This window comes from Polaromonas sp. P1_E3, assembly GCF_056405935.1.
The window spans coordinates 73251-97997 of record NZ_JBFUBD010000002.1; the positions used below are offsets into that span (position 1 = coordinate 73251).

The 24747-nt window shown below is 65.1% G+C and carries 25 protein-coding genes and 1 riboswitch; of the genes, 14 read left to right on the forward strand and 11 right to left on the reverse strand.

The genetic code is table 11. The features are described from left to right. Window positions 1–78 precede the first annotated feature (78 nt). Window positions 79–1080, forward strand: coding sequence for a Bug family tripartite tricarboxylate transporter substrate binding protein (locus AC1D0Z_RS00905; protein ID WP_477656363.1), 1002 nt, complete (start codon window positions 79–81; stop codon window positions 1078–1080). A gap of 101 nt (window positions 1081–1181) precedes the next feature. Further along, entirely contained in the window at window positions 1182–1442 is a 261-nt protein-coding gene (locus tag AC1D0Z_RS00910) for a YkgJ family cysteine cluster protein (protein ID WP_477656364.1), read from the forward strand. A 15-nt stretch (window positions 1443–1457) separates the two neighbouring features. On the opposite strand, the gene AC1D0Z_RS00915 is transcribed toward AC1D0Z_RS00910, so the two are convergent. Continuing rightward, window positions 1458–2183, reverse strand: a complete 726-nt coding sequence (locus AC1D0Z_RS00915; RefSeq protein WP_477656365.1) for a Crp/Fnr family transcriptional regulator — start codon at window positions 2181–2183, stop codon at window positions 1458–1460. 108 nt (window positions 2184–2291) lie between these two features. Here AC1D0Z_RS00915 and AC1D0Z_RS00920 point away from each other — a divergent pair, with 108 nt between their 5' ends. Together AC1D0Z_RS00920 and AC1D0Z_RS00925 are read left to right on the forward strand one after the other, a co-directional pair. Further along, window positions 2292–3062: a class II aldolase/adducin family protein gene (locus tag AC1D0Z_RS00920; RefSeq protein ID WP_477656366.1), complete on the forward strand. Its 771-nt coding sequence runs from the start codon at window positions 2292–2294 to the stop codon at window positions 3060–3062. Then, window positions 3059–3946, forward strand: a complete 888-nt coding sequence (locus AC1D0Z_RS00925; RefSeq protein WP_477656367.1) for a bile acid:sodium symporter family protein — start codon at window positions 3059–3061, stop codon at window positions 3944–3946. Before AC1D0Z_RS00920 ends, AC1D0Z_RS00925 begins: the two co-directional genes overlap by 4 nt. Window positions 3947–3963: 17 nt before the next feature. Here AC1D0Z_RS00925 and AC1D0Z_RS00930 read toward each other — a convergent pair whose 3' ends face one another. The 4 genes from AC1D0Z_RS00930 to AC1D0Z_RS00945 all read right to left on the reverse strand — a co-directional run bounded on the left by AC1D0Z_RS00930 (window position 3964) and on the right by AC1D0Z_RS00945 (window position 7064). Beyond that, on the reverse strand, window positions 3964–4809 hold the full coding sequence (locus tag AC1D0Z_RS00930) for a transglutaminase-like domain-containing protein (RefSeq protein WP_477656368.1): 846 nt from the start codon (window positions 4807–4809) through the stop codon (window positions 3964–3966). 98 nt (window positions 4810–4907) lie between these two features. Continuing rightward, a complete protein-coding gene (locus tag AC1D0Z_RS00935) occupies window positions 4908–5219 on the reverse strand; it encodes a hypothetical protein (protein WP_477656369.1) in 312 nt (103 codons plus the stop codon). Then, window positions 5220–5405 carry a DUF1328 family protein gene (locus AC1D0Z_RS00940; RefSeq protein ID WP_477656370.1) on the reverse strand — a complete coding sequence of 62 codons (186 nt, stop codon included), beginning with the start codon at window positions 5403–5405 and terminating at the stop codon, window positions 5220–5222. A 255-nt stretch (window positions 5406–5660) separates the two neighbouring features. Continuing rightward, window positions 5661–7064 carry an AsmA family protein gene (locus tag AC1D0Z_RS00945; RefSeq protein WP_477656371.1) on the reverse strand — a complete coding sequence of 468 codons (1404 nt, stop codon included), beginning with the start codon at window positions 7062–7064 and terminating at the stop codon, window positions 5661–5663. Window positions 7065–7182: 118 nt separating this feature from the next. Here AC1D0Z_RS00945 and gstA point away from each other — a divergent pair, with 118 nt between their 5' ends. The 8 genes from gstA to AC1D0Z_RS00985 all read left to right on the forward strand — a co-directional run bounded on the left by gstA (window position 7183) and on the right by AC1D0Z_RS00985 (window position 16716). Continuing rightward, window positions 7183–7791: a glutathione transferase GstA gene (gstA, locus tag AC1D0Z_RS00950; protein ID WP_477656372.1), complete on the forward strand. Its 609-nt coding sequence runs from the start codon at window positions 7183–7185 to the stop codon at window positions 7789–7791. Between the two features lie 381 nt (window positions 7792–8172). Next, complete coding sequence (locus AC1D0Z_RS00955) at window positions 8173–9279, forward strand: alkene reductase (protein WP_477656373.1); 1107 nt, start codon at window positions 8173–8175, stop codon at window positions 9277–9279. A 111-nt stretch (window positions 9280–9390) separates the two neighbouring features. After that, entirely contained in the window at window positions 9391–10137 is a 747-nt protein-coding gene (gene creB, locus AC1D0Z_RS00960; RefSeq protein ID WP_477656374.1) for a two-component system response regulator CreB, read from the forward strand. A 76-nt stretch (window positions 10138–10213) separates the two neighbouring features. Next, window positions 10214–11650: a two-component system sensor histidine kinase CreC gene (gene creC, locus AC1D0Z_RS00965; protein WP_477656375.1), complete on the forward strand. Its 1437-nt coding sequence runs from the start codon at window positions 10214–10216 to the stop codon at window positions 11648–11650. A 150-nt stretch (window positions 11651–11800) separates the two neighbouring features. Beyond that, the gene (locus tag AC1D0Z_RS00970) at window positions 11801–13900 is read left to right on the forward strand and encodes a VIT and vWA domain-containing protein (RefSeq protein WP_477656376.1); all 2100 of its coding nucleotides are present in this window, start codon (window positions 11801–11803) and stop codon (window positions 13898–13900) included. Window positions 13901–13932: 32 nt separating this feature from the next. Next, window positions 13933–14832: an exosortase Q gene (gene xrtQ, locus AC1D0Z_RS00975; RefSeq protein ID WP_477656377.1), complete on the forward strand. Its 900-nt coding sequence runs from the start codon at window positions 13933–13935 to the stop codon at window positions 14830–14832. Beyond that, the gene (locus tag AC1D0Z_RS00980; protein ID WP_477656378.1) at window positions 14825–15451 is read left to right on the forward strand and encodes a hypothetical protein; all 627 of its coding nucleotides are present in this window, start codon (window positions 14825–14827) and stop codon (window positions 15449–15451) included. Before xrtQ ends, AC1D0Z_RS00980 begins: the two co-directional genes overlap by 8 nt. Continuing rightward, window positions 15448–16716, forward strand: a complete 1269-nt coding sequence (locus tag AC1D0Z_RS00985; protein WP_477656379.1) for a biosynthetic peptidoglycan transglycosylase — start codon at window positions 15448–15450, stop codon at window positions 16714–16716. Before AC1D0Z_RS00980 ends, AC1D0Z_RS00985 begins: the two co-directional genes overlap by 4 nt. Before the next feature lie 76 nt (window positions 16717–16792). On the opposite strand, the gene thiE is transcribed toward AC1D0Z_RS00985, so the two are convergent. The 6 genes from thiE to AC1D0Z_RS01015 form a co-directional block, all read right to left on the reverse strand. After that, window positions 16793–17443, reverse strand: a complete 651-nt coding sequence (gene thiE, locus AC1D0Z_RS00990) for a thiamine phosphate synthase (protein WP_477656380.1) — start codon at window positions 17441–17443, stop codon at window positions 16793–16795. An 11-nt stretch (window positions 17444–17454) separates the two neighbouring features. Then, window positions 17455–18273, reverse strand: a complete 819-nt coding sequence (locus AC1D0Z_RS00995; RefSeq protein ID WP_477656381.1) for a thiazole synthase — start codon at window positions 18271–18273, stop codon at window positions 17455–17457. Between the two features lie 126 nt (window positions 18274–18399). Next, the gene (thiS, locus tag AC1D0Z_RS01000) at window positions 18400–18624 is read right to left on the reverse strand and encodes a sulfur carrier protein ThiS (protein WP_477656382.1); all 225 of its coding nucleotides are present in this window, start codon (window positions 18622–18624) and stop codon (window positions 18400–18402) included. Then, window positions 18617–19678 (reverse strand): glycine oxidase ThiO, encoded by a 1062-nt coding sequence (gene thiO, locus AC1D0Z_RS01005; protein WP_477656383.1) that lies wholly within the window; start codon window positions 19676–19678, stop codon window positions 18617–18619. The genes thiS and thiO overlap by 8 nt, the downstream gene beginning before the upstream one ends. 23 nt (window positions 19679–19701) lie before the next feature. After that, window positions 19702–21621: a phosphomethylpyrimidine synthase ThiC gene (thiC, locus tag AC1D0Z_RS01010; protein ID WP_477656384.1), complete on the reverse strand. Its 1920-nt coding sequence runs from the start codon at window positions 21619–21621 to the stop codon at window positions 19702–19704. A gap of 79 nt (window positions 21622–21700) precedes the next feature. Beyond that, a riboswitch (TPP riboswitch) is annotated at window positions 21701–21824 on the reverse strand. Between the two features lie 84 nt (window positions 21825–21908). Then, a complete protein-coding gene (locus AC1D0Z_RS01015; RefSeq protein WP_477656385.1) occupies window positions 21909–22559 on the reverse strand; it encodes a hypothetical protein in 651 nt (216 codons plus the stop codon). Between the two features lie 267 nt (window positions 22560–22826). Between AC1D0Z_RS01015 and AC1D0Z_RS01020 the strand changes: the two genes are divergently transcribed. Beyond that, a complete protein-coding gene (locus AC1D0Z_RS01020) occupies window positions 22827–23381 on the forward strand; it encodes a Spy/CpxP family protein refolding chaperone (protein ID WP_477656386.1) in 555 nt (184 codons plus the stop codon). Between the two features lie 246 nt (window positions 23382–23627). Further along, entirely contained in the window at window positions 23628–24698 is a 1071-nt protein-coding gene (locus tag AC1D0Z_RS01025; RefSeq protein WP_477656387.1) for a flavodoxin family protein, read from the forward strand. Window positions 24699–24747: the final 49 nt, after the last annotated feature.

Below are 24747 nucleotides of genomic sequence, written 5' to 3' on the forward strand. Positions count from 1 at the left end.
CACCTCATGTACGGTCCTATATTGGACCGACCCGCCGGCGATGAAAACCACGGCAGCCACAACATGGAGACACATCAGATGAAACACCTCAACACGCGCCGCGGCGCATTGCAACTCGGCCTCAAGGCTGGCGGCGCACTGGCAGCGGTTTCAGCCTTTCCCGGGCTGCTGCATGCGCAGGCCGGCTGGCCCAGCAAACCCATACGCCTGCTCGTGCCGTTCGCGCCCGGCGGCAGCTCGGAAATCGTTGCGCGCTCGGCGGCCAATGAACTCACCAAAAGCCTGGGCCAAACCGTGTTTGTGGAAAACAAGCCCGGTGCCAGCGGCAACATCGCCATGCAGGAATGCGCAGCCTCCACCGACGGCCACACCATCATCCTGGGCCACATCGGCACCATGGCGGTCAACCCCTTTATCTTTGACAAGCTGCCCTTCGACACCAACAAGGACTTCAAGCCGATCTCGCTGCTGGCCAAAGTGCCCAGCCTGTATGTCGTCAATTCCAGCGTGCCTGCGAACAACCTGAAAGAATTCATCGCGCTGGCCAAGGCCAAGCCCGGCCAGCTCAACTACGGCTCGGCCGGCAACGGCAGCGCCGGCCACCTGGCGTTTGAATACCTGAAGATGGCCACCGGTATTTTTGTGCTGCACGTGCCCTACCGCGGCACCGGCCCGCAGCTGACCGACCTGCTGGCCGGACGGCTTGAAGCGGCAAGTGTGGGTGCGCCGGCCATCCTGGCGCACATCAAGTCAGGCAAGCTGCGCTGCATTGCGACCGGCACCAAGGAGCGCCTGCCCCAGCTGCCCGACGTGCCCACCGTGGCGGAAAGCGGCTACCCCGGGTTTGAAATGACGCAGTGGTACGGCCTCAATGCGCCGGCCAACATGCCGCAGGCCAACATCGACCGCATCGCCGAAGCGTGCAATAAAGCCATGCGCAACCCGCAGGCCACCGAACGCCTGCGCGGCGACACCGCCCAGCCTGTGGGCGACAGCCCGGCCCAGTACGGCGCATTCATCAAGACCGAGCAGGTGCGCTGGAAAGAAGTCGCGGCACGGGCAAAGATCAAACCCGACTGACATCACGCCACTATGAGCCGCAGCGCTGTAGCATCAAATACGGCTGCAGGCCAATGGTGGCGTGCGCAAGCAGCTACGTATTTCATAGCAAGCATTCACCCATGAACTGCCGTCCCGGCTGCGGTGCCTGTTGCACCGCACCCTCCATCAGCTCCGCCATACCCGGCATGCCCCACGGCAAGCCGGCCGGTGTGCGCTGCGTGCAGCTGGACGATCAGCAGCGCTGCCTCATCTTTGGCCAACCCGAAAGGCCGGCCGTGTGCGGGCAACTGATGCCTTCGGCCGATATGTGCGGGGCCAGCGCGGACGCGGCCATGGTGTGGCTCACGCAACTGGAAAACGCCACGCGGCCCCGCGGCTGAACGCACCCATTCCCGTCAGGGCGACACGTTGCCGAGCGCCTCCAGCCGGGCAGGCGAAACAATTTCAATGCAGCGGTAACCGAGCGAGATGGCGCCCCGCTGCACCATCACCTTGAGCTCCACCGACAAGGTTTGCCGGCTGATACCCAGCATCATGGCCAGCGCCTCCTGCGAAACCCGCACCACCGGCCGCGCTTTCAATGCCATCGTGGCATCGCCGCGCGCCAGCAGCAGCAAGCGGCGCGCGACCCGGGCGCGTGTTGAACGCAGCGCGGCGTCTTCCACCATGCCGTAGAGCGAGCGAACGCGCGCGGCCAGCAACCCCGCGATGGCCCGCGCAAACGGCGCGCCCTGCATCAGCACCGCAAAGGCCGCTTGCGGCACCACCAGCACCTCCACCGCCGACAAGGCCGTGGCATCGTGCGTGCGCGGCTCGCCATCCATCAGCGAGATCTCGCCGATCCAGTTGCCCGCCTCCAGCACCACCAGGATGGCCTCGCGCCCGTCCTCACGCAGCGAGGAGATTTTCAGCAGGCCCTCCAGCAAGCCATAAAAGCCGCCGGGCGCATCGCCCTGGCGAAACAGCATTTCGCCGGGCCGCAGGCGCAGCACCTCGGACGACGCCAGCAGCGCCTGGCGGTCCACCGCCGGTAGCGCGCCGAACCACGGGTTGGCCGACATGCGGGCGAGCAAGGATGGCGGTGGCGAAAGTGGCGAAGGTGTCTTCGGAACGACAGGCATGCGGCCAATTGTCAAATTTTTGACAGTTCCCAGTCAAGCACCCACGTATCGTGGACAGTTCGTGCCGAAAGAGCACCTTTATTGATACAAACCACGGAGACAACCCCCATGCACATCCCCTCCCTCAAGGAAGTCGTCAGCGCCGAAGAATGGCAACTGCGCTGCGACCTCGCCGCCTGTTATCGCCTCGTCGCGTTCTACGGCTGGAGCGACCTGGTCTTCACCCACATCAGCGCCAAGCTGCCTGAGGCCATTTCCGGTGCCGGCAATCATCACTTTTTGATCAACCCCTACGGCCTGATGTTTGACGAGATCACGGCCTCCAGCCTGGTCAAGGTCGACGGCCAGTGCAACAAGGTCATTGACACGCCCTTCCCGGTGAACCCGGCCGGCTTTGTGATCCACAGCGCCGTGCATGAGGCGCGCGCCGATGCCGGCTGCGTGCTGCACACCCACACGCGCGCCGGCGTGGCCGTGAGCGCGCAAAAGTGCGGCGTGCTGCCCATCAGCCAGCAATCCACCTTTGTGCTGGCCTCGTTGGCGTATCACGCGTACGAAGGCGTGGCCTTCCGCGACGATGAAAAGCCACGGCTACAGGCCGACCTGGGCAACGCCAATTTCCTGATGCTGCGCAACCACGGCCTGCTCGTGGTGGGCAAGACGATTGCCGACGCATTCCTGAGCATGTACACCTTCGAGAACACCTGCCGCATCCAGCTGGACGCGCAGGCCGGTGGCGAACTCACGCAAGTGAACCCGTTGATCGTCAAGGGCGTGGCCGAAGCCATGCGCGTGCAAACCGGCGGCATGGGTGGCGCCTTCGTCTGGCCTTCGCTGATCCGCAAGCTCGACAAACTCGACGAAAGCTACAAGTCATGAGCGGCGGCTCACCTGTCGTCGCGCAGCTGCTGATCGCGGCGCTCGCGCTGGTCATGCTTGGCCTGGGCATGACCCTGAAGGTCGAGGACTTCACCCGCCTGCTCAAATACCCCAAGGCCGTGGCGGTGGCACTGGTGCTGCAGGTCATCGTGCTGCCAATGGCGTGCTACGCGATCATCGTGCTGCTGAAGGTGCCGCCGCTCTTTGCGGTGGGGCTGATGCTGCTCGCTGCTTCACCCGGCGGCATTTCGGCCAACCTGTTCAGCCACCTCTTCGGCGGCAATGTGGCGATGAACATCTCACTGACCGCCATCAACACCCTGCTGTCCATCGTCACCATGCCGGTGATCGCCAACTGGGCGATCGAGACCTTCGCCAAAACCGGCCAGGTCGTGCCGCTGCAGTTCGGCAAGGTGGTGGAGGTGATCGTCATCGTGCTGGTGCCGGTGGCGATCGGCATGTGGCTGCGCACACGCAAACCCGCCTGGGCCGCGCGCAGTGAGAACCCGACCAAGGTCTTCAGCATCATCGTGCTGGCCGTCGTGGCTATCGGCGCAGTCGTCAAGGAGTGGCAGGCGCTTGCCAGCACCTTTTCGGCTGTGGGCCCTGCGGTGCTGGCCTTCAACCTGGTGAGCCTGCTGGCGGGGTATTACGTGTCGCGTGCAACAGGGCTGGACAAGCCCATCTCCACTGCCATCAGCTACGAAATCGGCATCCACAACGCGACGCTGGCGATCTTCATCGCGCTGGCCGTGCTGAACAACTTCCAGCTGGCCCTTCCAGCGGCGATTTACTCCTTCAGCATGTACATCACGGCCACGCTGTTCGGGTTGCTGGTGCTCAAGCGCCGCACCGCGGCAGCCATGGCGGCGCCAGTGGGCTGATAAGCGGGGCCAGCGGACTAGACCGTGACCACGGTCAGCGCGGGGGAATGCACGCCCGTCGAAACCCCGGGCAGGATGTCCCCCTCGGTGATCGACAGCTCCTTGCGCAGCATCTGCACGTCGCCAAAGATGGTGGCAAAGGCCACGTCCTTGGCGTCGCGGCCCGTGCCTACGCGCACCAGGCGGTCGACAGGCGCCATGCGCGTCGGGTCAAAAATCACCCACCGTCCCTCCAGCCAGGCTTCAAACACGGCGTGAAAGTCCTGCGGCGGCTCCTCAAAATGCACATACCCCACCACGAGCCGCGCGGGAATGTTCAAGGCCCGGCACAGCGTGATACCCAGGTGTGCAAAGTCGCGGCACACCCCCGCGCGCTGCACAAACACCTCCTGCGCGGTCGTGGTCGAATTGCTGAAACCCGGAAGGTAGCCGATGGAATCGTGAATCCAGGCTTCGATGGCCCGAACCCTGCCAATGCCCGGGGGCAAATGGCCAAACAGCTGCTGCGCAGCACGGCTCATCACGTCGGATTCGCAATAGCGGCTGGGCATCAGGTAACGCAGCACATCGTCCGGAACCGCCGTGACAGGCGTTTCGTCCAGGTGCAGGGGTACAGGGGCTGGATTCAGTTCCACGCGTGCGTGGTAGTTCACGGACAGCACGCCCTTGGGAGCGTCCAGCCGGAGAAAGCGGTTGCCGCTGCGCTCATCCGAAAAGTTCCGGACTTTCATGCTGGGAGTGATGGTCAAGCGCTCCTCAAGGACCTGATGGCCCTCGTGAAACGCCGCCTCAATATGGAGCAGGAAATGGGCGGGATTGCTGACCTCGTATTCCAGCAGCAAATCAATCAATGTGGTKTGCATAAACCTGACCGGTAAAAAGAACCCTGGATGAAAAAAGCCCTGATGGCCGGGCGCGGCCACTGCACGGCTGAAATTGGTGCGAACGGGAAAGCCGCAGCTCAGAGGCGCGTGCGGTGGCGGACGTCACGGCTCTCGGCCGGTGCAAACCAGTTCTTGCACGTCACAAACACAATGCGGGCCGCGCGTTCCAGCACATCGGCCGAAGGTGCTGCCGGACGGCGCGCACGCAAACGGTTGATCAATAAAAACTCGGCAATACTGGCCTGGAAAGTCAGCTGGCGCCTGGGGGCCGTGCCAACGGGCGGCGCAGGCAGGCGCGCTGCTTCACTGCCCGGCTGCCTCCACGGCTGAAACAGCCGCTGCCGGAACCGCGCGGCCATGCTGGCCGGGACGTCGGCTCGCCCTGCCATCTACTTGAGCGCCTTCTTCGCCGCGCCCACGCCCAACGCGGCCAGCACGACAAAAATCACCGCCAGGATCAGGAACAGGCCGAACAGGATTTTGGCAATACCGGCAGCACCTGCTGCCACGCCGCCAAAACCGAGCGCACCGGCGATCAATGAAATCACCGCAAAAATAATCGCGTACTTGAGCATCATGGCCTCCAGAAAATTGGCCTCCTGCGCCAATGCGCAGCAGGAGGCGTTACGTCGTTACGCGTCATGGGCATCAAAGCAAGCCGCTGCATACCCATGCAGCCCATGACCACACGCCCTCATGCTAAAAGTTGGCGGCCCTATTCCGAATCAGCAGCGCCCGCATGGGGCTGTAGGACAGGACGCAGCAGTCCTGCTTAAAGGGCGTCCCCACTCGCGGAACTGGCGCACAAACCGGGCGTGCGGCCCGGCGGCTTATTTGCCAAAGAGGCCGCGCAGGCTCTGGCCGACCTTTTCGCCAACGCCGGCACCAGCCCCGGTTCCCACGCCAGGCAGCAATACCGTGCCGATGGCGGCGCCCAGCAGCGCTGCGCGCGACAGCGTGACTTCCGGGTTGTCCAGCGTGCCGCCCACCACCAGCGGCACCCCTACAGCGCCCCCGATGGCGCTGCCGATCTTGCTGTCGCCGGCCAGCGTCACACTGACCTGCCCGCTCAGGGCCTTGGCGGACGAGACCACCACATTGCCGGTGGCGCTCAAGGCGCCTGAACTGGCCACCAGGTTGGTCAGTTGTGCCGACCTCCCCAAGGTGGTGACCTGCCCGGCCAGCGTGTCAAGCCGTGTCTGGCCCCCGCGGCTCAGCCCCACGGTCTTGACCGCCTTGGCCAGGTCCAGGCCGTTCACCACCGCATCGCGCACGGTAAAGGTGGTATGGCTCTGCAGGGCATCCACCAGCGCAGAAGTGGTGGCGGCGCGCGCATTGAGCGTGGTCGTGGCGTCAAGCAGGCCGGTCAGTGCCTTGCTGGGCGCCGTCAGCGCGGCCACTTCGACACCGCTGGTCTTCAGCTGGCCCTGCAACATCAGCTCTTCCGCCGAGCGGGCCACCGGCGCCGCCTTGGCACCCGGCTTGGCGGCTGCCGCAGCGGCTGCCGGCACAAAACCACGCTGAAGGCCCAGGCGGCCTTCCAGCTTGCCGCCACCCACCTTCACAAGCAAGTCCCACTGTGCGGCACCGCCGGCCTCGCCGGCTTGCGCTTCCACGCGTTGCAGCGTTGCTTCCAGGCCCTGAAGGTTGCCTTCTGTCAATTTGAGCGAAGCGTTCTCCGGGAGTCCGTCGGCGCCCAGGCCGGCCTCGCCCTTGACCGTCGTTCGCGCACCGGTGGTGTTCACCCAGGTAACGTCGTCCAGCACCGTGCGGCGCGGCAACCAGTCAAGCCGGTTCATTTCCGGGCCTGTGTTGGCTGCGGACGCCGGCGCACCCGGCTTGACAGGCACCGCCTGCTTTTTCTTTTGCAGCAGCAGGAGCAACGCATCAATGCCTTGCTGCGGTAACACCGCGCGGCGTACCAGCAAGGTCGCCACTTCCAGGCGCCCCAGCAGCAGCGGACGCCATTCGGGCCGCACTTCAACGCGCTCGAGCGTGAGCGGCGGCTTGCTTTGCACGGAAATACCGCTCAGCGCCACGGCAGGCAGGGGCCAGATGTCCACCGCCACCCGGTCCAGCGTCATGGGAACCCCCAGCGCGGCGGAGGCTTCCCGCTCCACACGCTGGCGGAAATCGTCCGTGCTGACCCAGCGATGCAAGGTGTAGGCCACCCCGGCCAGAAGCACCATCAAGCCGAGGGCCAGGAACACCAGCCATTTGAAAAGTTTTGCCATGCGGCTATTGTGGCGCGCCGGCCAGCAATAAACCGCCGTTCCGGCTAGCATCAGGGGCTGTGCGACATTCCCGCCACACTCCCGCTGCACTCCGTTACCCCACAAAGGACAAGACACCATGAAACTCTACTACTCCCCCGGCGCCTGCTCCCTTTCACCCCACATCACGCTGCACGAGTCGGGCCTGAAGTTCGAGCATGTGCTGGCGCCCACCAAAACCCACCAGCTGGAAGACGGCACCGACTACTACACCATCAACCCGCTGGGGTATGTCCCGCTGCTGGAGCTGGACGACGGCACACGCATCGCCGAAGGCCCGGCCATCGTGCAGTACATCGCCGACCAGGTGCCGGAGAAGAAGCTCGCGCCCGCCAATGGCACGCTGGAGCGCTACAAGCTGCAGTCGTGGCTGACTTTTGTCGGCACCGAACTGCACAAGGGTTTCAGCCCGCTGTTCAATGCCGCCACACCGGCCGAGTACAAGACCATCGTCATCGACAAACTGATGTCGCGCTTCAAATGGGTGGACAGCCAGCTCGCCGGCAAGCAATACCTGATGGGCGATGCCTTCAGCGTGGCCGACCCCTACCTCTTCACTGTGACCAATTGGGCGGCGCGGGTGGGGGTGGATATTTCGGGGTTTGCGAACATTGCTGCGTTTCGTGAGCGTGTGGCGGCTCGGCCTGCCGTGCAAGCTGCCATGAAACATGAGGGATTGCTGAAATAACGTGGTATGCCAGGCACCGCGTTTGGTTTGCGTTCCGGGGCCGGGGGTTGCCCGGCATGCAACTCACTTTTCTTTGCTTCGCCAAAGAAAAGTAAGCAAAAGAAAGGCGACCCTGGTTCCTGCGTCCCTTCGCTGCGCTACGGGCAACCTGCGGTGCTCGGTCCAGCCGGGGTCAAAAACAACTCGCTTCGCTCAAACAAGTTTTTGCCCTGATCCGTCTGGCCCTCCGCTCCTCGGCGCATCCACAAGGGCAATCGGAAGCGGGGACGGGGACACCTATCAAATAGCATGAAACGAGCAACCCGTGTTGGGCAAGCCAATCGAAACAGGGCCAAACTGGCCCTGTTTTCATTTCCACAGCTTTGACCTTCAGGACCCACCATGCCCACCCTATTCGATTCCAACAAAGCCGGTGACCTGGCCCTTGCCAACCGCATCGTGATGGCGCCGCTCACGCGCAATCGCTCACCCAACGCCATCCCCACCGACATCGCGCAGATTTATTACGGCCAGCGCGCCAGCGCCGGGCTGCTGATCACCGAGGCCACCGCCGTCAGCCATCAGGGCCAGGGCTATGCCGACGTGCCGGGCCTGTACGGCACCGAGCAGCTCGATGCCTGGAAAAAGGTCACCCACGCCGTGCATGAAAAAGGCGGCAAGATCGTCGTGCAGCTCTGGCATGTCGGCCGGGTCTCACACACCAAACTCCAGCCTGACGGCGGCAAGCCGGTCGCGCCTTCGGCCATCACCGCCAAGACCAAGACCGTGCTGATCGAGGACGGCGTGCCGACCTTTGTCGAAACCTCCGAGCCGCGCGCACTCACGTCCGAAGAAATCCCGGGCATCGTGCACACCTTTGCCGCGGCAGCGCGCAATGCGGTGGAAACCGCCGGCTTTGACGGTGTGGAAATCCACGGCGCCAACGGCTACCTGCTGGACCAGTTCCTGAAAAACGGCAGCAACCAGCGCACCGACGACTACGGCGGCAGCATCGAAAACCGCGCCCGGCTCCTGCTGGAAATCACGCGCGCCGTGACAGACGCCGTGGGCGGCGGCCGCACCGGCATCCGCCTGTCACCCGTCACGCCCGCCAACGATGTACACGACACGGATCCCCAGCCCTTGTTCGAGTATGTGATCAAGCAGCTGGCCGCATTGAACCTCGCCTACATCCACATCATCGAGGGCGCGACCGGCGGCCCGCGCGAAATCGACGACCGCCCGTTCGACTATGCAGCCCTCAAGGCCGCCTACCGCAAAGCCGGCGGCAAGGGCGCATGGATGGTCAACAACGGCTACGACCAGGCCCTGGCTGAAAAAGCCGTCACCGACGGCGCCGACCTGATCGCCTTCGGCAAACCCTATATCGCCAACCCGGACCTCGTGGAACGGCTGCGCGCCGGCGCGCCGCTCAACATCCCCGACAAAGCCACGTTTTACGGCGGCCGCGAAAAAGGCTACACAGACTACCCGACGCTATCAAACTAATAGCTGCTTGCGCTTGCCATATAAGGGCTGCAGGGCTAAATGCCTTGCAGCCTTTCTTGTTTGGAACGCAACCGGAAAAGGCAGCGGCATGCAGGCGCTACCATAGCGCCCATGCTCAACAAGCCGCGCATCCTTGTGGTCGAAGACGAGTCCGGCATTGCGGACACGATCCAGTATGTGCTGGCCACAGACGGCTTCGCGCCCGTGTGGTGCAGCACGGCGCACCAGGCGCTGCAGGAATTTGCCGCCGAAACACCAGCCCTTGCAATACTTGACGTGGGCCTGCCCGACCTCAACGGCTTTGAGCTGTTCAAGCGCCTTCAGGCGCTGCCCGGCGGCGCCCAGGTGCCCATGCTGTTCCTCACGGCACGCAGCGACGAGATCGACCGGGTGGTCGGCCTGGAACTGGGCGCCGACGACTACATCGCCAAACCCTTTTCGCCGCGTGAGCTGGTAGCCAGGGTACGCGGCATCCTGCGCCGAAGCGTACGCCCGCCAGCATCGGCGCCGCAAGTGGGCACGCCGCCCGCCATGGCATCCAGCGCCTCTGCGGCACCTTTCGTGCTCGACGAGGAGCGCCGCCAGATCCGCTTTTATGGCCGCGCCCTGGAGTTGTCGCGCTATGAGTACGGCATCCTGCGCCTGCTGGTGCTCAAGCCCGGCCGGGTCTACACACGGGATGAGCTGCTCGACAAGGTCTGGGAAGACGGCAGCGGCAGCTTTGACCGCACCGTGGACGCGCACATCAAGACACTGCGCGCCAAACTCAAGGCGGTGGCACCGCATACCGAGCCCATCCGCACCTCACGCGGCTCGGGCTACGCGCTGGCTGAAGACCTGCCCCAGGAGCAGCGTTGAGCACACGGGCGCCGCGAAGGGCCGCTTCTGACCAGAGCGCGCGTCTTGCACCCATGAGAAAAAGCGCGGAGACCCAATGACCAAAAGAAACCGCATCTTCATCGGCATCCTGCTGATTTATGCGGTCGGCATTGCCTTCATGCTGTACCGCCTGCTGGCGGAGCTCGACCCGCGCTACCGCGAGTCGGCCGAGGAGTCCCTGGTCGAAACGTCCCACCTGCTGGCCAGCCTGGTTGAACAGGATGTTCGCGCCGGCGCCATCGACACCGACCGGCTGGAGCCGCTGTTCAAGTCGCTCTACGCGCGGCAGTTTCTTTCGCAGATCTATTCGGTCACCAAAACCCGCGTGGAGTTGCGCGCTTACGTCACCGACCGGTCGGGCCGGCTGCTGTTCGATTCGCTCGGCCAGCCGCCCGGCGCCGATTTCTCGCAGTGGCGCGATGTCAGCTACACGCTGCGCGGCGACTACGGCGCGCGCACCACACCCGACGTCGAGAACGATCCGCGCAGCTCGGTCATGTACGTGGGCGCACCGATCCGCTGGAACAACGAAATCATCGGTGTCGCCACCGTCGGCAAGCCCGTCACCAGCTTTGGCCAGTTCGTCTCTGCGGCGCGCGAGAAAACCCTTTACGTCGGCCTGGTGTCGGTGCTCGCGGTGCTGCTGCTGGCCGTCATCGTTTCCGTCTGGCTGGTGCGGCCCTTCGGCCTGATTGCCGACTACGTGCGCTATGTGCGGGCCCAGCGCTCGCTCAACCTGCCCCGGCTGGGCCGGCGCGCGCTCGGCGTAATCGGCGCAGCCTATGACGAAATGCGCGACGCCCTGGCCGGGCGCAATTACGTGGCCGACTATGTGCAGACCCTGACCCACGAAGTCAAGAGCCCCCTCTCCGCCATCCGCGGAGCGGCCGAACTGCTGCAAGAGCAGGGCATGCCGCAGGCCGAACGCCAGCGCTTCCTGGCCAACATCACCCGCGAGGCCGGCCGCATCCAGGAGATGGTGGACCGGATGATGGAGCTCACCGCACTGGAAACCCGCCGCTCCCTGGACAACGTGGTCCCCGTGGCGCTCAAGCCGCTGCTGGAAGAGCTGGCCGGCGCCGCCCAGGGCGCTGCCGCGGTGCGCGGCGTTCGCCTCAAGGTCGACGCACCGGAAGATGCGGCCGTGGAAGGCGATGCGTTCTTGCTGCGGCGCGCCGTCAGCAACCTGCTCGACAACGCCATCGACTTCTCGCCCGAGGGCGGCGAGGTGGCCGTGTCGCTCTACGGCAGCGCGCGCGTGGTGCGCATCCAGGTGCAGGACCAGGGGCCGGGCATCCCCGAATACGCCCAGGACAAGGTCTTTGAAAAGTTCTACTCACTGGCCCGGCCCCACTCCCGCAAAAAAAGCACCGGCCTGGGCCTGGCCTTTGTGAAAGAGATTGCCTCGCTTCACCACGGCCGCATCGAGCTGGCCAATGCAGCGGCCGGCGGGGCGCTGGCTACGCTGTCGCTGCCGCGCGCGGCCATGTAGCCGCCGCGGCAACATCCCGGCACGCCGTACACACGCTCACGGCCCTTCACACCGACTTCACACAGGCTTCCCGAAAGCTTCAAACCGGCTTCCCGGCTGCGTCCGATGCTTGGCTCCGTGCACTGTCGCACGCCTGCCAAGGAGCTTTTTATGGAACCCACCCTGTCCCCCCACGCCGCTGCGGCGCGCTGGCTATGGGCTGCCACGGCCACTGTCGCCACCGCCGCCTGCTTCATCACCCTGGCAATGCGGCCGGCATGCGCCCAGGAAGCCAGGGACAGCGCAGCGCCGCGGCAAAAAACCGAAAGCCCCTACTTCTTCGTCAAGAGCGATGAGCCCGGCCTGGACCAGCTCCCGCTGAAATCCACCCAGGTGGACGTGCGGATTTCGGGCGTCATTGCCGACGTCACCGTGACGCAGCACTACAAAAATGAAGGCCAGCGCGCCATTGAGGCCCGCTACGTGTTCCCCGGCTCGACGCGCGCCGCCGTCTACGGCATGAACGTGCGCCTGGCCGACCGGCTGATTACCGCCAACATCCGCGAAAAGCAGCAGGCCCGCATCGAATACGACACCGCCCAAAAGGAAGGCAAGACCGCCGCGCTGCTGGAGCAGCACCTCCCCAATGTGTTCCAGATGAATGTCGCCAACATCCTGCCGGGCGACGACATCAAGGTCGAGCTGCGCTACACCGAGCTGCTGGTGCCGCAGTCGGGCAATTACCAGTTCGTCTTTCCCACGGTGGTGGGCCCGCGCTACAACAGCCCGCAGTCGGAGCAGGCCCAGGCGAAGTGGGTGGCCAAGCCTTACCTGCCGGCCGGCCAGCCGTCGGCAACCGCTTTTAATATCAAGGTGCAGATCGCCACGCCGATCGGCCTGAAAGAAGTGCGCTCCACATCCCACACCGTTGACGTGAAAAAAGACGGCGAAGGCGACCGCCATGCGAGCGTATCGCTGCGCCCGGGCGGCAAGAGCGACAACAACCGCGACTTCATCCTCGACTACCGGTTGGCCGGCGAGCATATCGAATCGGGCGTGATGCTCTACCAGGGCGACAAGGCCAACGATGAGAACTTTTTCCTGGCCATGGTCGAGCCGCCCAAGCAGGTCGCAGCACAAACCATCAATCCGCGTGACTACATTTTTGTCGTCGACATCTCGGGCTCCATGCACGGCTTTCCGCTGGACACGGCCAAGGCATTGCTGCGCGAACTGATCGGCAACCTGCGGCCCAGCGACACCTTCAACGTGCTGCTGTTCTCGGGCAGCAACCGCTTCCTCAGCCCCAAATCCGTGCCCGCCACCCAGGCCAATATTGAACAGGCGATCCGAACCATCCAGGAAATGGGCGGCGGCGGCAGCACCGAACTGATTCCGGCCCTCAAGCGCGTCTACGCCGAGCCCAAGGCCGCCGACGTCTCGCGTACCGTGGTGGTCGTCACCGACGGCTATGTGAGCGTGGAGCGCGAAGCCTTCGAGCTGGTGCGCCGCAATCTCTCGCAAGCCAACCTGTTTTCCTTCGGCATCGGCTCATCGGTCAACCGCCACCTGATGGAAGGCCTGGCCCGCGCCGGTATGGGCGAGCCTTTCATCATCACGCAGCCGTCAGAAGCGCAAGCCGAAGCCAGGCGCTTTCGCCGGATGATCGAGTCGCCGGTGCTCACCAGCGTCAAGGCCCGCTTCGAAGGCATGGACGTCTATGACGTCGAGCCGGCCCAATTGCCCGACGTGCTGGGAGAACGCCCCGTCGTGGTGTTCGGCAAATGGCGCGGCAAACTGAACGCTGGCAGCCAGGTCGTCATCGAAGGCCAAAGCGCCAGCGGCCCTTACCGCAATGCCGTGCCCGTCACCGGTGCCGCGGGTCAGGACGCCGCCGCACTGCGCTACCTCTGGGCGCGCCAGCGCATCGCCGGCCTGTCGGACCAGGAGGCACTCGAAGGAGGCGATGCGCACCGCCAGCGCATCACTGAACTCGGCCTGCAATACAACCTCCTGACCCAATACACCAGCTTCCTGGCCGTGGACCAGGTGGTGCGCAACACCCAGCCCCAGGACACCACTGCGGTGAACCAGCCCTCGCCCATGCCCCAGGGCGTGAGCAACCTGGCCATAGGCGCCGAAGTTCCCGGAACGCCCGAGCCGGCCACCTGGGGCGCCGTGATCGTGCTGCTGTCGGTGCTGGCCCTGATGGCGCGCCGCGAACGGCAGCAAAGGGCCTGCCGCGGTGACACCGTCCGCTTCACCCGCTGAACGTGCCCAAACCCTCACCCAAGAGAACTGCCATGGCACTGCTGCACTTGTTTCGTTTTCCCGGCTGGCCCCTTTTCCCCCGCATGCCTCGGGTGCACCGCCTGGTCGGCGTGCCCGCCTTCGTGCGCTGGGGCATCCGCATCGACACCGCGCCGGCCGGGGTCTGGCTGGCACTGCTGGCTGCCGCCCTCTGGCCCGCCTGGCTCTGGATGGGCCGGCGCATGCTCGACCGGTCGGACGACCCACTCGGCTTGCTGGCGCTGGCCGCGCTGGGCTGGCTGGCCTGGCGCAGCCGCCGCAGGCTGCGCGCCGCACCGCCCCTGGGCTGGCTCACGGTGGCGCTGGCCGGCGCCGTGCTGGCCACAGCCGCGCAGGGCGTATTGCCCGCGTTGGCCGTGGCTTTGCTGGCCGTGCTGGCGCTGGCGGCAGGCCTGGCGGCCTACCTGCCGGCAACGGTGGCCACTGCGCCCATGTTTGGCCTGTCGGTGCTGGCGCTGCCCCTGCTGGCGTCGTTGCAGTTTTACGCGGGCTTTCCGCTGCGCGTGATCACTGCCGAAGCCAGCCGCTGGCTGCTGGCGGCAGGCTATGCCGTCGAGCGCAGCGGTGCCAGCCTGCGTGTGGATGGCCACCTGGTCATCGTCGATGCGCCCTGCTCGGGCGTGCAGATGGCCTGGTTCGGTTACTTCACAGCCTGCGCAGTCACGCTCTACCTGGCACGTGGCAACCGCGCTTTTTTCACCCGCCTGCCTGCGGTCAGCGTGCTGGTGCTGGGCGGCAACATCGTGCGCAACACCCTTTTGGTGGCCGCTGAAGCCTCGGGCCGGCACCTGCCCGGCTGGGCGCATGAAGGTGTCGGTCTCCTGGTGCTGGCCGCGGTGTGCGGTGCCATTGCCTGGGTCATGGGCCGCCCCGAAAGGAGCCGTCATGTTTGAAAACAGTTTCGTCAACCGCGTGCTGCACAAAACGCTGTGGATCCTGCTGCTGCCGGCCTGCATCGTGTGGAGCGCATTTGCCATGCTCTCGCAGCCGGCAGGCATGGCGCAGCCGCAGCCGCGCGCGGGCCTTGAACTCCCCGCGCAGTGGCGGGGCGCACCGCTCAGGCCGCTGGCGCTGAGCGACGTCGAACAGCGCTTTGCCCGGCATTTTCCCGGCACCCTGGCGCGCTTCGCCATCGAGCCGCACGCCCATGAAGCAGCGGCATCGCCAGGCAGCGCGGCCAGCCCATCGATGGCTGCAGGAGGCTGGCAGGTGCTGGTGCTGCGCGGCGTCGACAAACCCACCCGCATGCTCCACCCTGCGGCCGACTGCTACCAGGGGCTGGGCTACCGCATCGCCGCCCAGCAGCTGGAACTGGACCGCGAGCGGCAACTGTGGCGCTGCTTCGAGGCCACGCGCGGCCAACCCGGCAATGGCCAGGCCCTGCGCGTATGCGAGCGCATCGTCGACGCGAACGGCCGCGGCTTCACCGACACCTCGGCCTGGTACTGGGCCGCGGCGATGGGCCAGTCGCAAGGCCCATGGCAGGCCATCACTGTCGCAAGGCCGCTGTGAAACCGCGGCGGGCAAATCTGTGGGTCTGGGTGCCGCTGGGTGCGCTGGTGTTGCTGCTGTCGGCGCTTCTCGCGCTCTACGGTGCGGCAAGGGCGGTGCTCGCCCCGCTTCCCGCCGAATGGTCGGTGCCGCTGCGCGCCGGCCCGCTGCACCTGCAGGCGGGCGTCCCGTCGCTGATCCGGCTTGCCACCGCATCATGGGTCGGCCCCTTGCTGGAAGGCCGGCGCTTTTCAACACGCGCCGGGCCCGTTCACGCGGCATGGCTGGCCCACAGCCAGGTCCTGGTGCTGCGCTGCGCACCTTGCAAGGTGCAGGCGCCGGGCCTGGGCAGCGACCCCCTCAACTTCGAGGAAGTGCAGCTCACCGTGCGCCGCCGCGGGGACCAGCTCGACGGCGAACTGTCATCCGGCAAGGTGCGCGGGGTTTGGCACGGCAACCTGGCGCGCGAGCAGTTGCGGCTGCGCCTGCAGTTGCCGATGACGCCTGTTACCGACGGCTACGCGCTCTTCAGCGCCGCCATCCCGGAAGTTGCGCAGGCGCATATCGAAGGCCGCTTTGCGCTGCAGGCTGCGCTGGTATTGCCCGGCGGAAGCCTGAGCATCGTCCCGCAGGTGGAGGGCTTGCAGGTCAGCGGCCTGGGCACCGAAGCGTTGGTCGCCGCGCGCTCGGGCTGCAGCAAGCATGGCAGCCGCCTCACGAACAACAGCTGGCTGGCACGCGCCGTGGTGGCCGCCGAAGACCAGCGGTTTTACGAGCATGGCGGCTTTGACCTGGCCGAGCTCAGCGCCGCGCTCGCCCGCAACCAGGGCGCCGGCCAGGACGGCCGCATCGAGCGCGGCGGCAGCACGCTCTCACAGCAGCTGGCCAAATTGCTGATCACCGGCGGCGAGCGCAGCCCCGTGCGCAAGCTGCGCGAGCTGCTCTATGCGGCCGAGATGGAGCAAACGCTGGGCAAGCCCCGCATCCTGCAGCTTTACCTGGCGCATGCGCCCTGGGGCCCGGGTCTTTGCGGTGCAGAGGCTGCCTCCAGGCGCTACTTCGGCCGCCCGGCCCATGAGCTCAGTCCGACGCAGGCGGCCTGGCTGGCTGCCATGCTGCATAACCCGGGGCTGGAAGCGCGGCGCTGGGCGGAGACCGGCCACATCAATGTAGCGCGCACGCAATGGGTGCTCTTGGGAATGCGGCCCATGCCGCGCAAGCTGCGGGCCAAACTGGCCGAAGAAGCCGGGCAACTGACATGGCAGGCGCCAGCCGCTGCACACTGACACTGCCGTCATCGCTATCAAATTAATAGCTGCTTGCGCTTGCCCTGATTGCCTTCGGGGCCTTTTTGATGCTCAATCAGACAGGCTTTCTGCCCGGAGCCGCCAAACGCAGGCCGTGCAAAGCGGCTTCCTGCGGGTCGGCGGCCAGCGTCACGGCGCTCACCACCGCCACGCCGCTGACGCCGCAGTTCATCACACCGGCGATGCGGTCCAGCGAGATGCCGCCAATCGCGACCACCGGGTAGGGCGACGCCCGCAAGGCCCAGTCGCGCAGCTGCTCCAGCCCCACCGGCTCATAAGGCATGACCTTGAGCGTCGTCGGGTAGACCGGGCCGATCGCCAGATAAGACGGCTGCGCCGCATGCGCGCGTGCCAGTTCGGCTGGTGTGTGGGTGCTCAGGCCCAGACGCACACCCCCTGTGCGCAACGCGTCCAGGTTGGCCGTGTCCAGGTCTTCCTGGCCCAGGTGCACCCCGTAGGCGCCAAAATCCAGCGCCAGCTTCCAGTGGTCATTGATAAAAACCTGCGCGCCCTTGACGCCGCGCCCGGCATCAATTGCCGCCCGCACTTCGGCAGAAATTTCCGCAGGCGTGTGGTCCGCCGCCTTGATGCGAAGCTGGACCGTACGCACGCCCCAGCCCAGCAGGCGCTTGACCCAGGTGGCATCGGGCACCACGGGATAAAAACCAATCGGTCCGGTCAGTGGGGCAAATGCGGATGTGTTCATGGGGAGTCCAGTCAGGGCGCGTGCCAGAAGGGTACGCCAACCGTCGGCGTGGATGCCTGCGCGGCAGCCCGCTCCGGCATGGGCGTCGACTCATACGCGGCGCGGCCGGCGGCCACGCCGTCGGCAAACGCCCGCGCCATGCGCACCGGGTCGCCGGCCTGCGCCACCGCGGTGTTCAGCAGCACCGCATCAAAGCCCAGCTCCATCACGGCCGCGGCATGCGAAGGCCGGCCGATGCCGGCATCCACCACCAGCACCGCATCGGGCAGGCGGCGGCGCATGGTCTCCAGCGCATAAGGGTTCAGCGGCCCGCGGCCGGTGCCGATGGGTGCGGCCCAGGGCATCACGGCGGCGCAGCCCGCGTCACGCAGGCGCTGGGCGATCACCAGGTCATCCGTCGTGTAGGCAAACACGGCAAAGCCCTCTTTGGCCAGCACGGTTGCGGCGTGCAGGGTGGCGTGCGTGTCGGGCTGCAAGGTGTAGTCGTCGCCGATCACTTCCAGCTTGATCCAGGTCGTGCCAAAAATCTCGCGCGCCATCTGCGCCAGCGTGATCGCTTCTTCGGCGCTGTGGCAGCCCGCCGTGTTGGGGAGGATGTGGCAACCCAGCGCCTGGATGCGCTGCCAGAAACTGTTGCCGCCACCGCTCTCGGGCTGCAGGCGGCGCAGTCCCACCGTCAGCACCTCGCACCCGCTGGCACGCACCGCATCGCTCATCACCTGCGGCGAAGGGTAATGTGAGGTGCCAAGAAAGAAGCGGCTGGACAACGTCTTGCCACCGACCGTCAGGGGCTGGCCGTGGGCAATAGAAGGTAATGCAGGTGTTGTCATATCAAGCGTTCCACGAAGCAATACAAGCAGACGCCGCGGAACTGGCTTCGCCAGGCCGCTGGTGTCGCCCCCTGCAAGGGGGGAAGGTGCTACACGCAGTGAGCATCCGAAGGGGGTGTGCCATTTCTATCCCCCTGTAATCGGGGTCACCACATCGATGCGATCACCATCCTGTAGCGCGCGCTCCGGCCACTGCGGCCGCGGCACAAACCCATTGTTGATGGCGCAGGCAAAGGCGCTCTTGAAGTCGTAGCCCCGCGCCTGCAACAAGGCCTGCAGGGTTGACGCATCGGTTTCCATCCGTTCGCCATTCAAAGAGATCTGCAATGTTGTCGTCGTCATGTCATTCATTCTCCGTACCCAGGAGTTTATGGACAAGCCCGTCCACCAGCGCGGGCGCACACAGATAACCATGCCGGTACAGGCCATTGATATGCCAGACACCGCCGCGCTGCGCGATGGCCGGCCGGTGGTCGTCCAGCGCAGGCCGCAGCGCAGCCGCCAGGCGCAGCACCCGCGCCTCGCCAAACGCCGGGTGCAGGCTGTGCAATGCGCTGGCGAGTTCAAGTGTGGAGCGAAGCGTCACCGGCCCGCTGTCTTCCGATTCCAGCTCGGTCGCGCCCACCACAAAACGGTGGCCGGGCCGCGGCGCCACATACAACTGGTAACGCGGGTGCATCAGGCGCACCGGGCGCTGCAACGTCACGCCGGCGCATTCCACCGTGAGCACTTCACCGCGCACGCCGCGCAGCTGCGGCCAGCCTTCCTTTGCACCGACGCCGCGTGCGTCCACCGCAACATCCACGCTATGAATCTGTCCGGCACAGACGATACGTCCCTCTTCTACAGCCTTGACGGCCTGTCCTTCGAGCCATGTGCCGCCCAGCCTGTCGATTTCCACCGCCAGCGCGGCCATCCACTGGTCGTTGGCCAGCTGGCCTTCGCCTTCCAGCAACAGGCCGCCGCCAAAGCGCCCGGCCAGGGCCGGCTCGGCACGGCCCAGCGCAGCGGCATCCAGCGCCTGTACCTGCGCGCGGGAGGCATCCGGCAGCTTGTGCAGCAGCAGGCGGGTGAAGTGTTCCAGCGAACTCTGGTCCGGCGCATGGGCCACCACCAGCGTGCCTTCGCGCCGGAAATACACGGGCAAGCCACTCGACTCCAGCTCGGCGATCCATTGCGGCCACAGCTGCATGGAACGCTGGCCCAGCGCAAACACGGCCTCGTCGGCCACCGCCAGCTCCGCCAGCGGCGACAGCATGGCCGCCGCCGTCATCGAGGCTGTGGCCAGGTCGTCGCGCACCCGCGCATCGAACAGGCTGACGCGGCAGCCGGCACGCAGCAGGCGCCAGGCCAGCGTGCGGCCGGCCAGGCCCGCGCCCGCAATGCCGATGTGCAAAGTGCTCATGTCAGGAACAACTCCGAAACCACTCAGGAATAAATCTCGCTTCCGCCTTCGCGGAACTCCTTGGCCTTTTCCTCAAAGCCGGTGGCGATCTGCTTGATGGGGATTGTCGTCGCTGCCGGCGCCAGTGTCGTGGTGGCCGGGTTGAGCCGCGCAAACTCGCGCACCTCCTGCGAGATTTTCATCGAGCAGAACTTCGGCCCGCACATCGAGCAGAAATGCGCCACCTTGGCGTTCTCTTTGGGCAGGGTCTCGTCGTGGTACGCCATCGCCGTGTCCGGGTCGATCGCCAGGCGGAACTGGTCTTCCCAGCGGAACTCGAAGCGCGCTTTGGACACCGCGTTGTCCCACATCTGTGCGCCGGGGTAACCCTTGGCCAGGTCGCCCGCGTGCGCGGCGATCTTGTAGGCAATCAGGCCCTGCTTCACGTCATCGCGGTTCGGCAAACCCAAATGCTCTTTCGGCGTCACGTAGCAGAGCATGGCCGTGCCGTACCAGCCGATGTTGGCGGCACCCATGGCGGAAGAGATGTGGTCGTAACCCGGCGAGATGTCGGTGATCAGCGGGCCCAGCGTGTAAAAGGGCGCCTCAAAGCAGGCCTCGAGCTGCTTGTCGACGTTTTCCTTCACCAGTTGCAGCGGCACATGGCCGGGGCCTTCGATCATCACCTGCACGTCGTGCTTCCAGGCAATCTGCGTCAGCTCGCCCAAGGTGTGCAGTTCGGCAAACTGCGCTTCGTCGTTCGCGTCGGCAATCGAGCCGGGGCGCAGGCCGTCGCCCAGCGAGAAGCACACGTCATACGCCTTCATGATTTCGCAGATTTCGTCAAAGCGCTCGTACAAGAAGCTTTCCTTGTGGTGCGACAAGCACCACTTGGCCATGATGGAGCCGCCGCGCGAGACGATGCCCGTCAGGCGGTTCGCCGTGAGCGGCACATAGGCCAGGCGCACACCGGCGTGGATGGTGAAGTAGTCCACGCCCTGCTCGGCCTGCTCGATCAGCGTGTCGCGGAAGATTTCCCAGGTCAGGTCTTCGGCCTTGCCGTTGACTTTTTCCAGCGCCTGGTAAATCGGCACCGTGCCGATGGGCACCGGCGAGTTGCGCAAGATCCATTCGCGTGTTTCATGGATGTTCTCGCCCGTCGACAGGTCCATCACGGTGTCTGCACCCCAGCGGATCGACCAGACCAGCTTGTCGACTTCTTCCTCGATGCTCGAGGTGACCGCCGAGTTGCCGATGTTGGCGTTGACCTTGATGAGGAAGTTGCGGCCGATGATCATCGGCTCGCTCTCGGGGTGATTGATGTTGTTCGGAATCACGGCGCGGCCGCGCGCCACTTCATCGCGCACGAACTCGGCGGTGATCTGCTCGGGAATCGCCGCGTTGAAGGAGTGACCCTTCTTCGGCATGCGTTCAGTGGCCAGCCGCTCTGCCAGCTGCGCGCGCACCAGGTTTTCGCGCACCGCGATGTATTCCATCTCGGGGGTGATGATGCCTTTGCGCGCGTAATGCATTTGCGACACATTGGCGCCGGCCTTGGCGCGGCGCGGCACGGGTGCATGCGCCATGCGCAGCGCGGCCAGCGCCGGGTCGTTCAGGCGCTCACGGCCGTAGGCGCTGCTGATGCCGGGCAGGGCTTCGGTGTCCTGGCGCTCGTTGATCCACGCGCCGCGCAGCGGCGGCAGGCCGCGCGTGATGTCGATGGGAGAGGCCGGGTCGGTGTAGACGCCTGAAGCGTCATACAGGCGCAGCGGCGGATTGGCCTCGCGGCGCGGCTCACCGGCGCCTTCATGCACCAGCGTGTCCGTCAGCGTGACTTCACGGAAAGGCACGCGAATGTCGGGGCGCGAACCTTCGAGGTAAATCTTGGCGGAGCCGGGAAAAGGCGCGCGCGTGATGCGGCTGGTGAGGTCTTGGGTGTCAACGGTGAGTCGGGTTTTGGCCATGGGGTTCTCCAGAAGGTGGGGTGCCTGCTGGGGAGCCGGGGGTCCATCGGTGGCACGGGGTGTGCCGCTGCGGAGTTCCGGAGCCAATTGCGTTGTTCCCTACGCGGGGATGATCCCGATCAGGTTCAGCGGGTCTCGCATACTGCGATCTCAGCCTCGAAAGCCTCCTTACGGAAACATCCTTGGCACCCCGACAAGCTGAGGCCATTGTAGGCAGGCCGGGCGGCAATGGCAATTGACCGGGGTCAATTGCGTATTAACACCGAAGGAGACCCAAACCAGGTCAGCTACCCAAAGCGGCTCGCCTGCCCCACGAGTTTTTTGGCCAATTCGTCCATCAGGCCTGGCGTAACCTGCGTCGCGGGGTAGGTCGTGTTTTCCACGCCAAAGCCGCCCACATTGCTGATCCGGAACGCAATTTCGCCGCGATCGTGATCCGGCGTGATCGTGACAAAGCCCCGCGCCTGGGTTTCATACTCGAACACATAGGCCAGCAGCTTGCTGGTTTCGGGATGGCGCTGCTCCTTGCGCTCATGCTGTACCTTGCCGACCGACAGCCGGCTCGTCACACGCTCAAGGTCCGGCGGAAAGTTCACCGTCACGCTATGAACGGCCACATTTCCTTTGGCTGGGAGCAAGTCCCATCCCATGCCGATGTAGTCAATCGCTTCCGCGTTTCTCAGCATCTTGGTACGCGCGTCACACTGAAAGTTTGCCAGCGCAAGCGGCGGGAACGGCTGTTTCCCATTCAGGCTGTAGTCAGAGCCCGCCGGCGGCCTGATCACATTGAGCTGCACGCACAGCTCCTGCAGGTATTTACGCGCCATCTTGCATGCGAATTCGCAGTTTTGTGTGTTGGCCCCAAGATCTTGCTGCACACCGAGTTGCTGGCTTTGCAATGCGGTGGCGTGCTTCTTCAGTTCAGACAAAAAACTCATTTTGATCGGCGGGCGAATGGGCGTTAAGGCACACAGCATACCCGCAAGCCCCGGCAGCAAGGCACGGCCAGACGCAAAAGGCCTCCGGCAATATTTACGCCCTTGTCCCGTAACCACCACCAGGCTTTCACCAAACTTTACATACCGTCATCGCGCGGCAACGGCGGGGAAACAGACGGCCCGCACACTTGCTTTCAACCTGAAGCCAAAAGCCGTATGTCACGACTCGATGGAACTCAGGCATCTTCTCCTGAAAGGAAGTTCCTCATGAAATTCGCATTCAACCGCCCCGCTTCCCTCAACAGCCTCGTCCTCGCCGGCCTGCTGGCAACCGTCGGCGCCAGCGCCATGGCACAAACGCCCGCTGCGCCACCCGCCGGTTCTCCGCCTGTTGCCGGCAAGCCCGCCGGCCCCCATGGTGATCGCATGGGCCGCCACGACCCCGCCAAGATGCAGGCCATGATCGCCAAGCACCAGGCCGAGCTGAAAGCCAAGCTCAAGCTCACGTCCGCCCAGGAAGGCGCATGGAGTGCCTACACAGCAGCCATGCAACCGCCCGCCCGCGGCGCGCGCCCCACGCCTGAACAGCGTGCGGAGTTCGACAAGCTGACCACGCCCCAGCGCATCGACAAGATGAAAGAACTGCGCACCCAGCGCATGGCCGAAATGAACGCGGCCATGGACAAGCGCGGTGAAGCCACCAAGACCTTCTATGCGGCGCTCACACCCGAGCAGCAAAAAACCTTTGATGCCGAGCACAAAAAGCACGGCATGCGCCATGGCGGCCCTCGCGGCCACGGCCCGGCCCCGCAAAAGGGTTGAGCATAAAGCGAGCCGCTGACTGAAGCGGCGCCAGGCCCGCACGGCAGCCAACGGCTGCGTGTGGGCTTTTTTGCGTCCAGTCCATATATGCCTACGCTATCGTTTTAATAGCTGCTTGCACCCGTCGCATATGACCCAGAGACCATTTGTATCAAAAATGGCAGCTCGACAGACAGCGCCGAAAGCCCGCGTAGGACGGCATCGAAACCCGCTGTTCAGGCCATGAAGCGTCACTAGACTCGGCGGATGACCACGGTACGCAAAGGCCAGGCGCCGGCCACCCTCTCACGCGAGGCCTTCCACGAACGTTTCATGCAATCGTTTGTCGACCCGGCATTCCGCCGCGAAGACGAAGCCCTGGCCCGTCTCGAAAGCATGGCCTGGGAGGCCTACCAGGAAGGCCGCAAGGCGCCCCACACGCGCAAGGCCGGCGAGGAATTTGCCGACCCCGGCTACGACCTGTCCATCGAATGGCTGCAAACCCGTGAACGGCTTGCCAAAGCGCAGGCCGCCTGGCAAGACCCGGCCACGCCTTCGCGCGTGCTGCTCGTCTGCGGTTCTTCCCGCAACGACGGCACCTGCCCCGGTGAAATCTCCAAGACCTGGCGGCTGCTCAACACCGCGAAGGCCACGCTCGAGAAAGCGGGCATGAACCCCGACGTTCTGGACCTGAGCCTGCTCACCTCCAGCTACAACCTTCACATCCACCCCTGCAAGGGCTGCGTCTCTACCGCCATGCCGCTGTGCCACTGGCCCTGCAGCTGCTACCCCAACCATTCACTGGGGCAAACCAGCGACTGGATGGCCGAGATTTACGAACGCTGGACAGCCGCGCACGCCGTCATCCTCCTCACGCCGGTGTACTGGTACCAATCCCCCAGCCCGCTCAAGCTCATGATCGACCGCCTGGTGTGCGCCGACGGCGGCAACCCCGACCCCACCACCACCCACGGCAAAAAACCCGAAGAAGCCAAGGCACTGGAGATGAAAGGCTGGGACTACCCCAAGCATCTGGCAGGCCGCGCCTATGGTGTGGTGGTGCACGGCGATGTCGCCGGAATTGAGGGCACACGCCGTGGCCTGTGCGACTGGCTGGACTGGATGGGCCTGATCGATGCCGGCGGCCAGGCACGGCTGGACCGCTACATCGGCTACTACGAGCCCTATGCCACCAGCCACGACGCGCTTGACGCAGACAAGGCCTTGATGGAAGAAGTGCGCAATGTCGCCGGGGCCGTGGCCGCAGCCGTGACTGAACTTCGCGCGGGCCGGCTGTCCCAACCCGACAAGGGCTTGCCCCCGCCCCGGCCCAAATAAACGAGAGGCATAAAAAAAGCCGGGCGATAACCGGGCCCGGCTTTATGCA

Coding starts and splice junctions, on each gene's coding strand:
- AC1D0Z_RS00905 (WP_477656363.1), top strand. CDS start 79: ATGAAACACCTCAACACGCGCCGCGGCGCATTGCAACTCGGCCTCAAG.
- AC1D0Z_RS00910 (WP_477656364.1), top strand. CDS start 1,182: ATGAACTGCCGTCCCGGCTGCGGTGCCTGTTGCACCGCACCCTCCATC.
- AC1D0Z_RS00915 (WP_477656365.1), bottom strand. CDS start 2,183: ATGCCTGTCGTTCCGAAGACACCTTCGCCACTTTCGCCACCGCCATCC.
- AC1D0Z_RS00920 (WP_477656366.1), top strand. CDS start 2,292: ATGCACATCCCCTCCCTCAAGGAAGTCGTCAGCGCCGAAGAATGGCAA.
- AC1D0Z_RS00925 (WP_477656367.1), top strand. CDS start 3,059: ATGAGCGGCGGCTCACCTGTCGTCGCGCAGCTGCTGATCGCGGCGCTC.
- AC1D0Z_RS00935 (WP_477656369.1), bottom strand. CDS start 5,219: ATGGCAGGGCGAGCCGACGTCCCGGCCAGCATGGCCGCGCGGTTCCGG.
- AC1D0Z_RS00940 (WP_477656370.1), bottom strand. CDS start 5,405: ATGCTCAAGTACGCGATTATTTTTGCGGTGATTTCATTGATCGCCGGT.
- AC1D0Z_RS00945 (WP_477656371.1), bottom strand. CDS start 7,064: ATGGCAAAACTTTTCAAATGGCTGGTGTTCCTGGCCCTCGGCTTGATG.
- gstA (WP_477656372.1), top strand. CDS start 7,183: ATGAAACTCTACTACTCCCCCGGCGCCTGCTCCCTTTCACCCCACATC.
- AC1D0Z_RS00955 (WP_477656373.1), top strand. CDS start 8,173: ATGCCCACCCTATTCGATTCCAACAAAGCCGGTGACCTGGCCCTTGCC.
- creB (WP_477656374.1), top strand. CDS start 9,391: ATGCTCAACAAGCCGCGCATCCTTGTGGTCGAAGACGAGTCCGGCATT.
- creC (WP_477656375.1), top strand. CDS start 10,214: ATGACCAAAAGAAACCGCATCTTCATCGGCATCCTGCTGATTTATGCG.
- AC1D0Z_RS00970 (WP_477656376.1), top strand. CDS start 11,801: ATGGAACCCACCCTGTCCCCCCACGCCGCTGCGGCGCGCTGGCTATGG.
- xrtQ (WP_477656377.1), top strand. CDS start 13,933: ATGGCACTGCTGCACTTGTTTCGTTTTCCCGGCTGGCCCCTTTTCCCC.
- AC1D0Z_RS00980 (WP_477656378.1), top strand. CDS start 14,825: ATGTTTGAAAACAGTTTCGTCAACCGCGTGCTGCACAAAACGCTGTGG.
- thiE (WP_477656380.1), bottom strand. CDS start 17,443: ATGAACACATCCGCATTTGCCCCACTGACCGGACCGATTGGTTTTTAT.
- AC1D0Z_RS00995 (WP_477656381.1), bottom strand. CDS start 18,273: ATGACAACACCTGCATTACCTTCTATTGCCCACGGCCAGCCCCTGACG.
- thiS (WP_477656382.1), bottom strand. CDS start 18,624: ATGAATGACATGACGACGACAACATTGCAGATCTCTTTGAATGGCGAA.
- thiO (WP_477656383.1), bottom strand. CDS start 19,678: ATGAGCACTTTGCACATCGGCATTGCGGGCGCGGGCCTGGCCGGCCGC.
- thiC (WP_477656384.1), bottom strand. CDS start 21,621: ATGGCCAAAACCCGACTCACCGTTGACACCCAAGACCTCACCAGCCGC.
- AC1D0Z_RS01015 (WP_477656385.1), bottom strand. CDS start 22,559: ATGAGTTTTTTGTCTGAACTGAAGAAGCACGCCACCGCATTGCAAAGC.
- AC1D0Z_RS01020 (WP_477656386.1), top strand. CDS start 22,827: ATGAAATTCGCATTCAACCGCCCCGCTTCCCTCAACAGCCTCGTCCTC.
- AC1D0Z_RS01025 (WP_477656387.1), top strand. CDS start 23,628: ATGACCACGGTACGCAAAGGCCAGGCGCCGGCCACCCTCTCACGCGAG.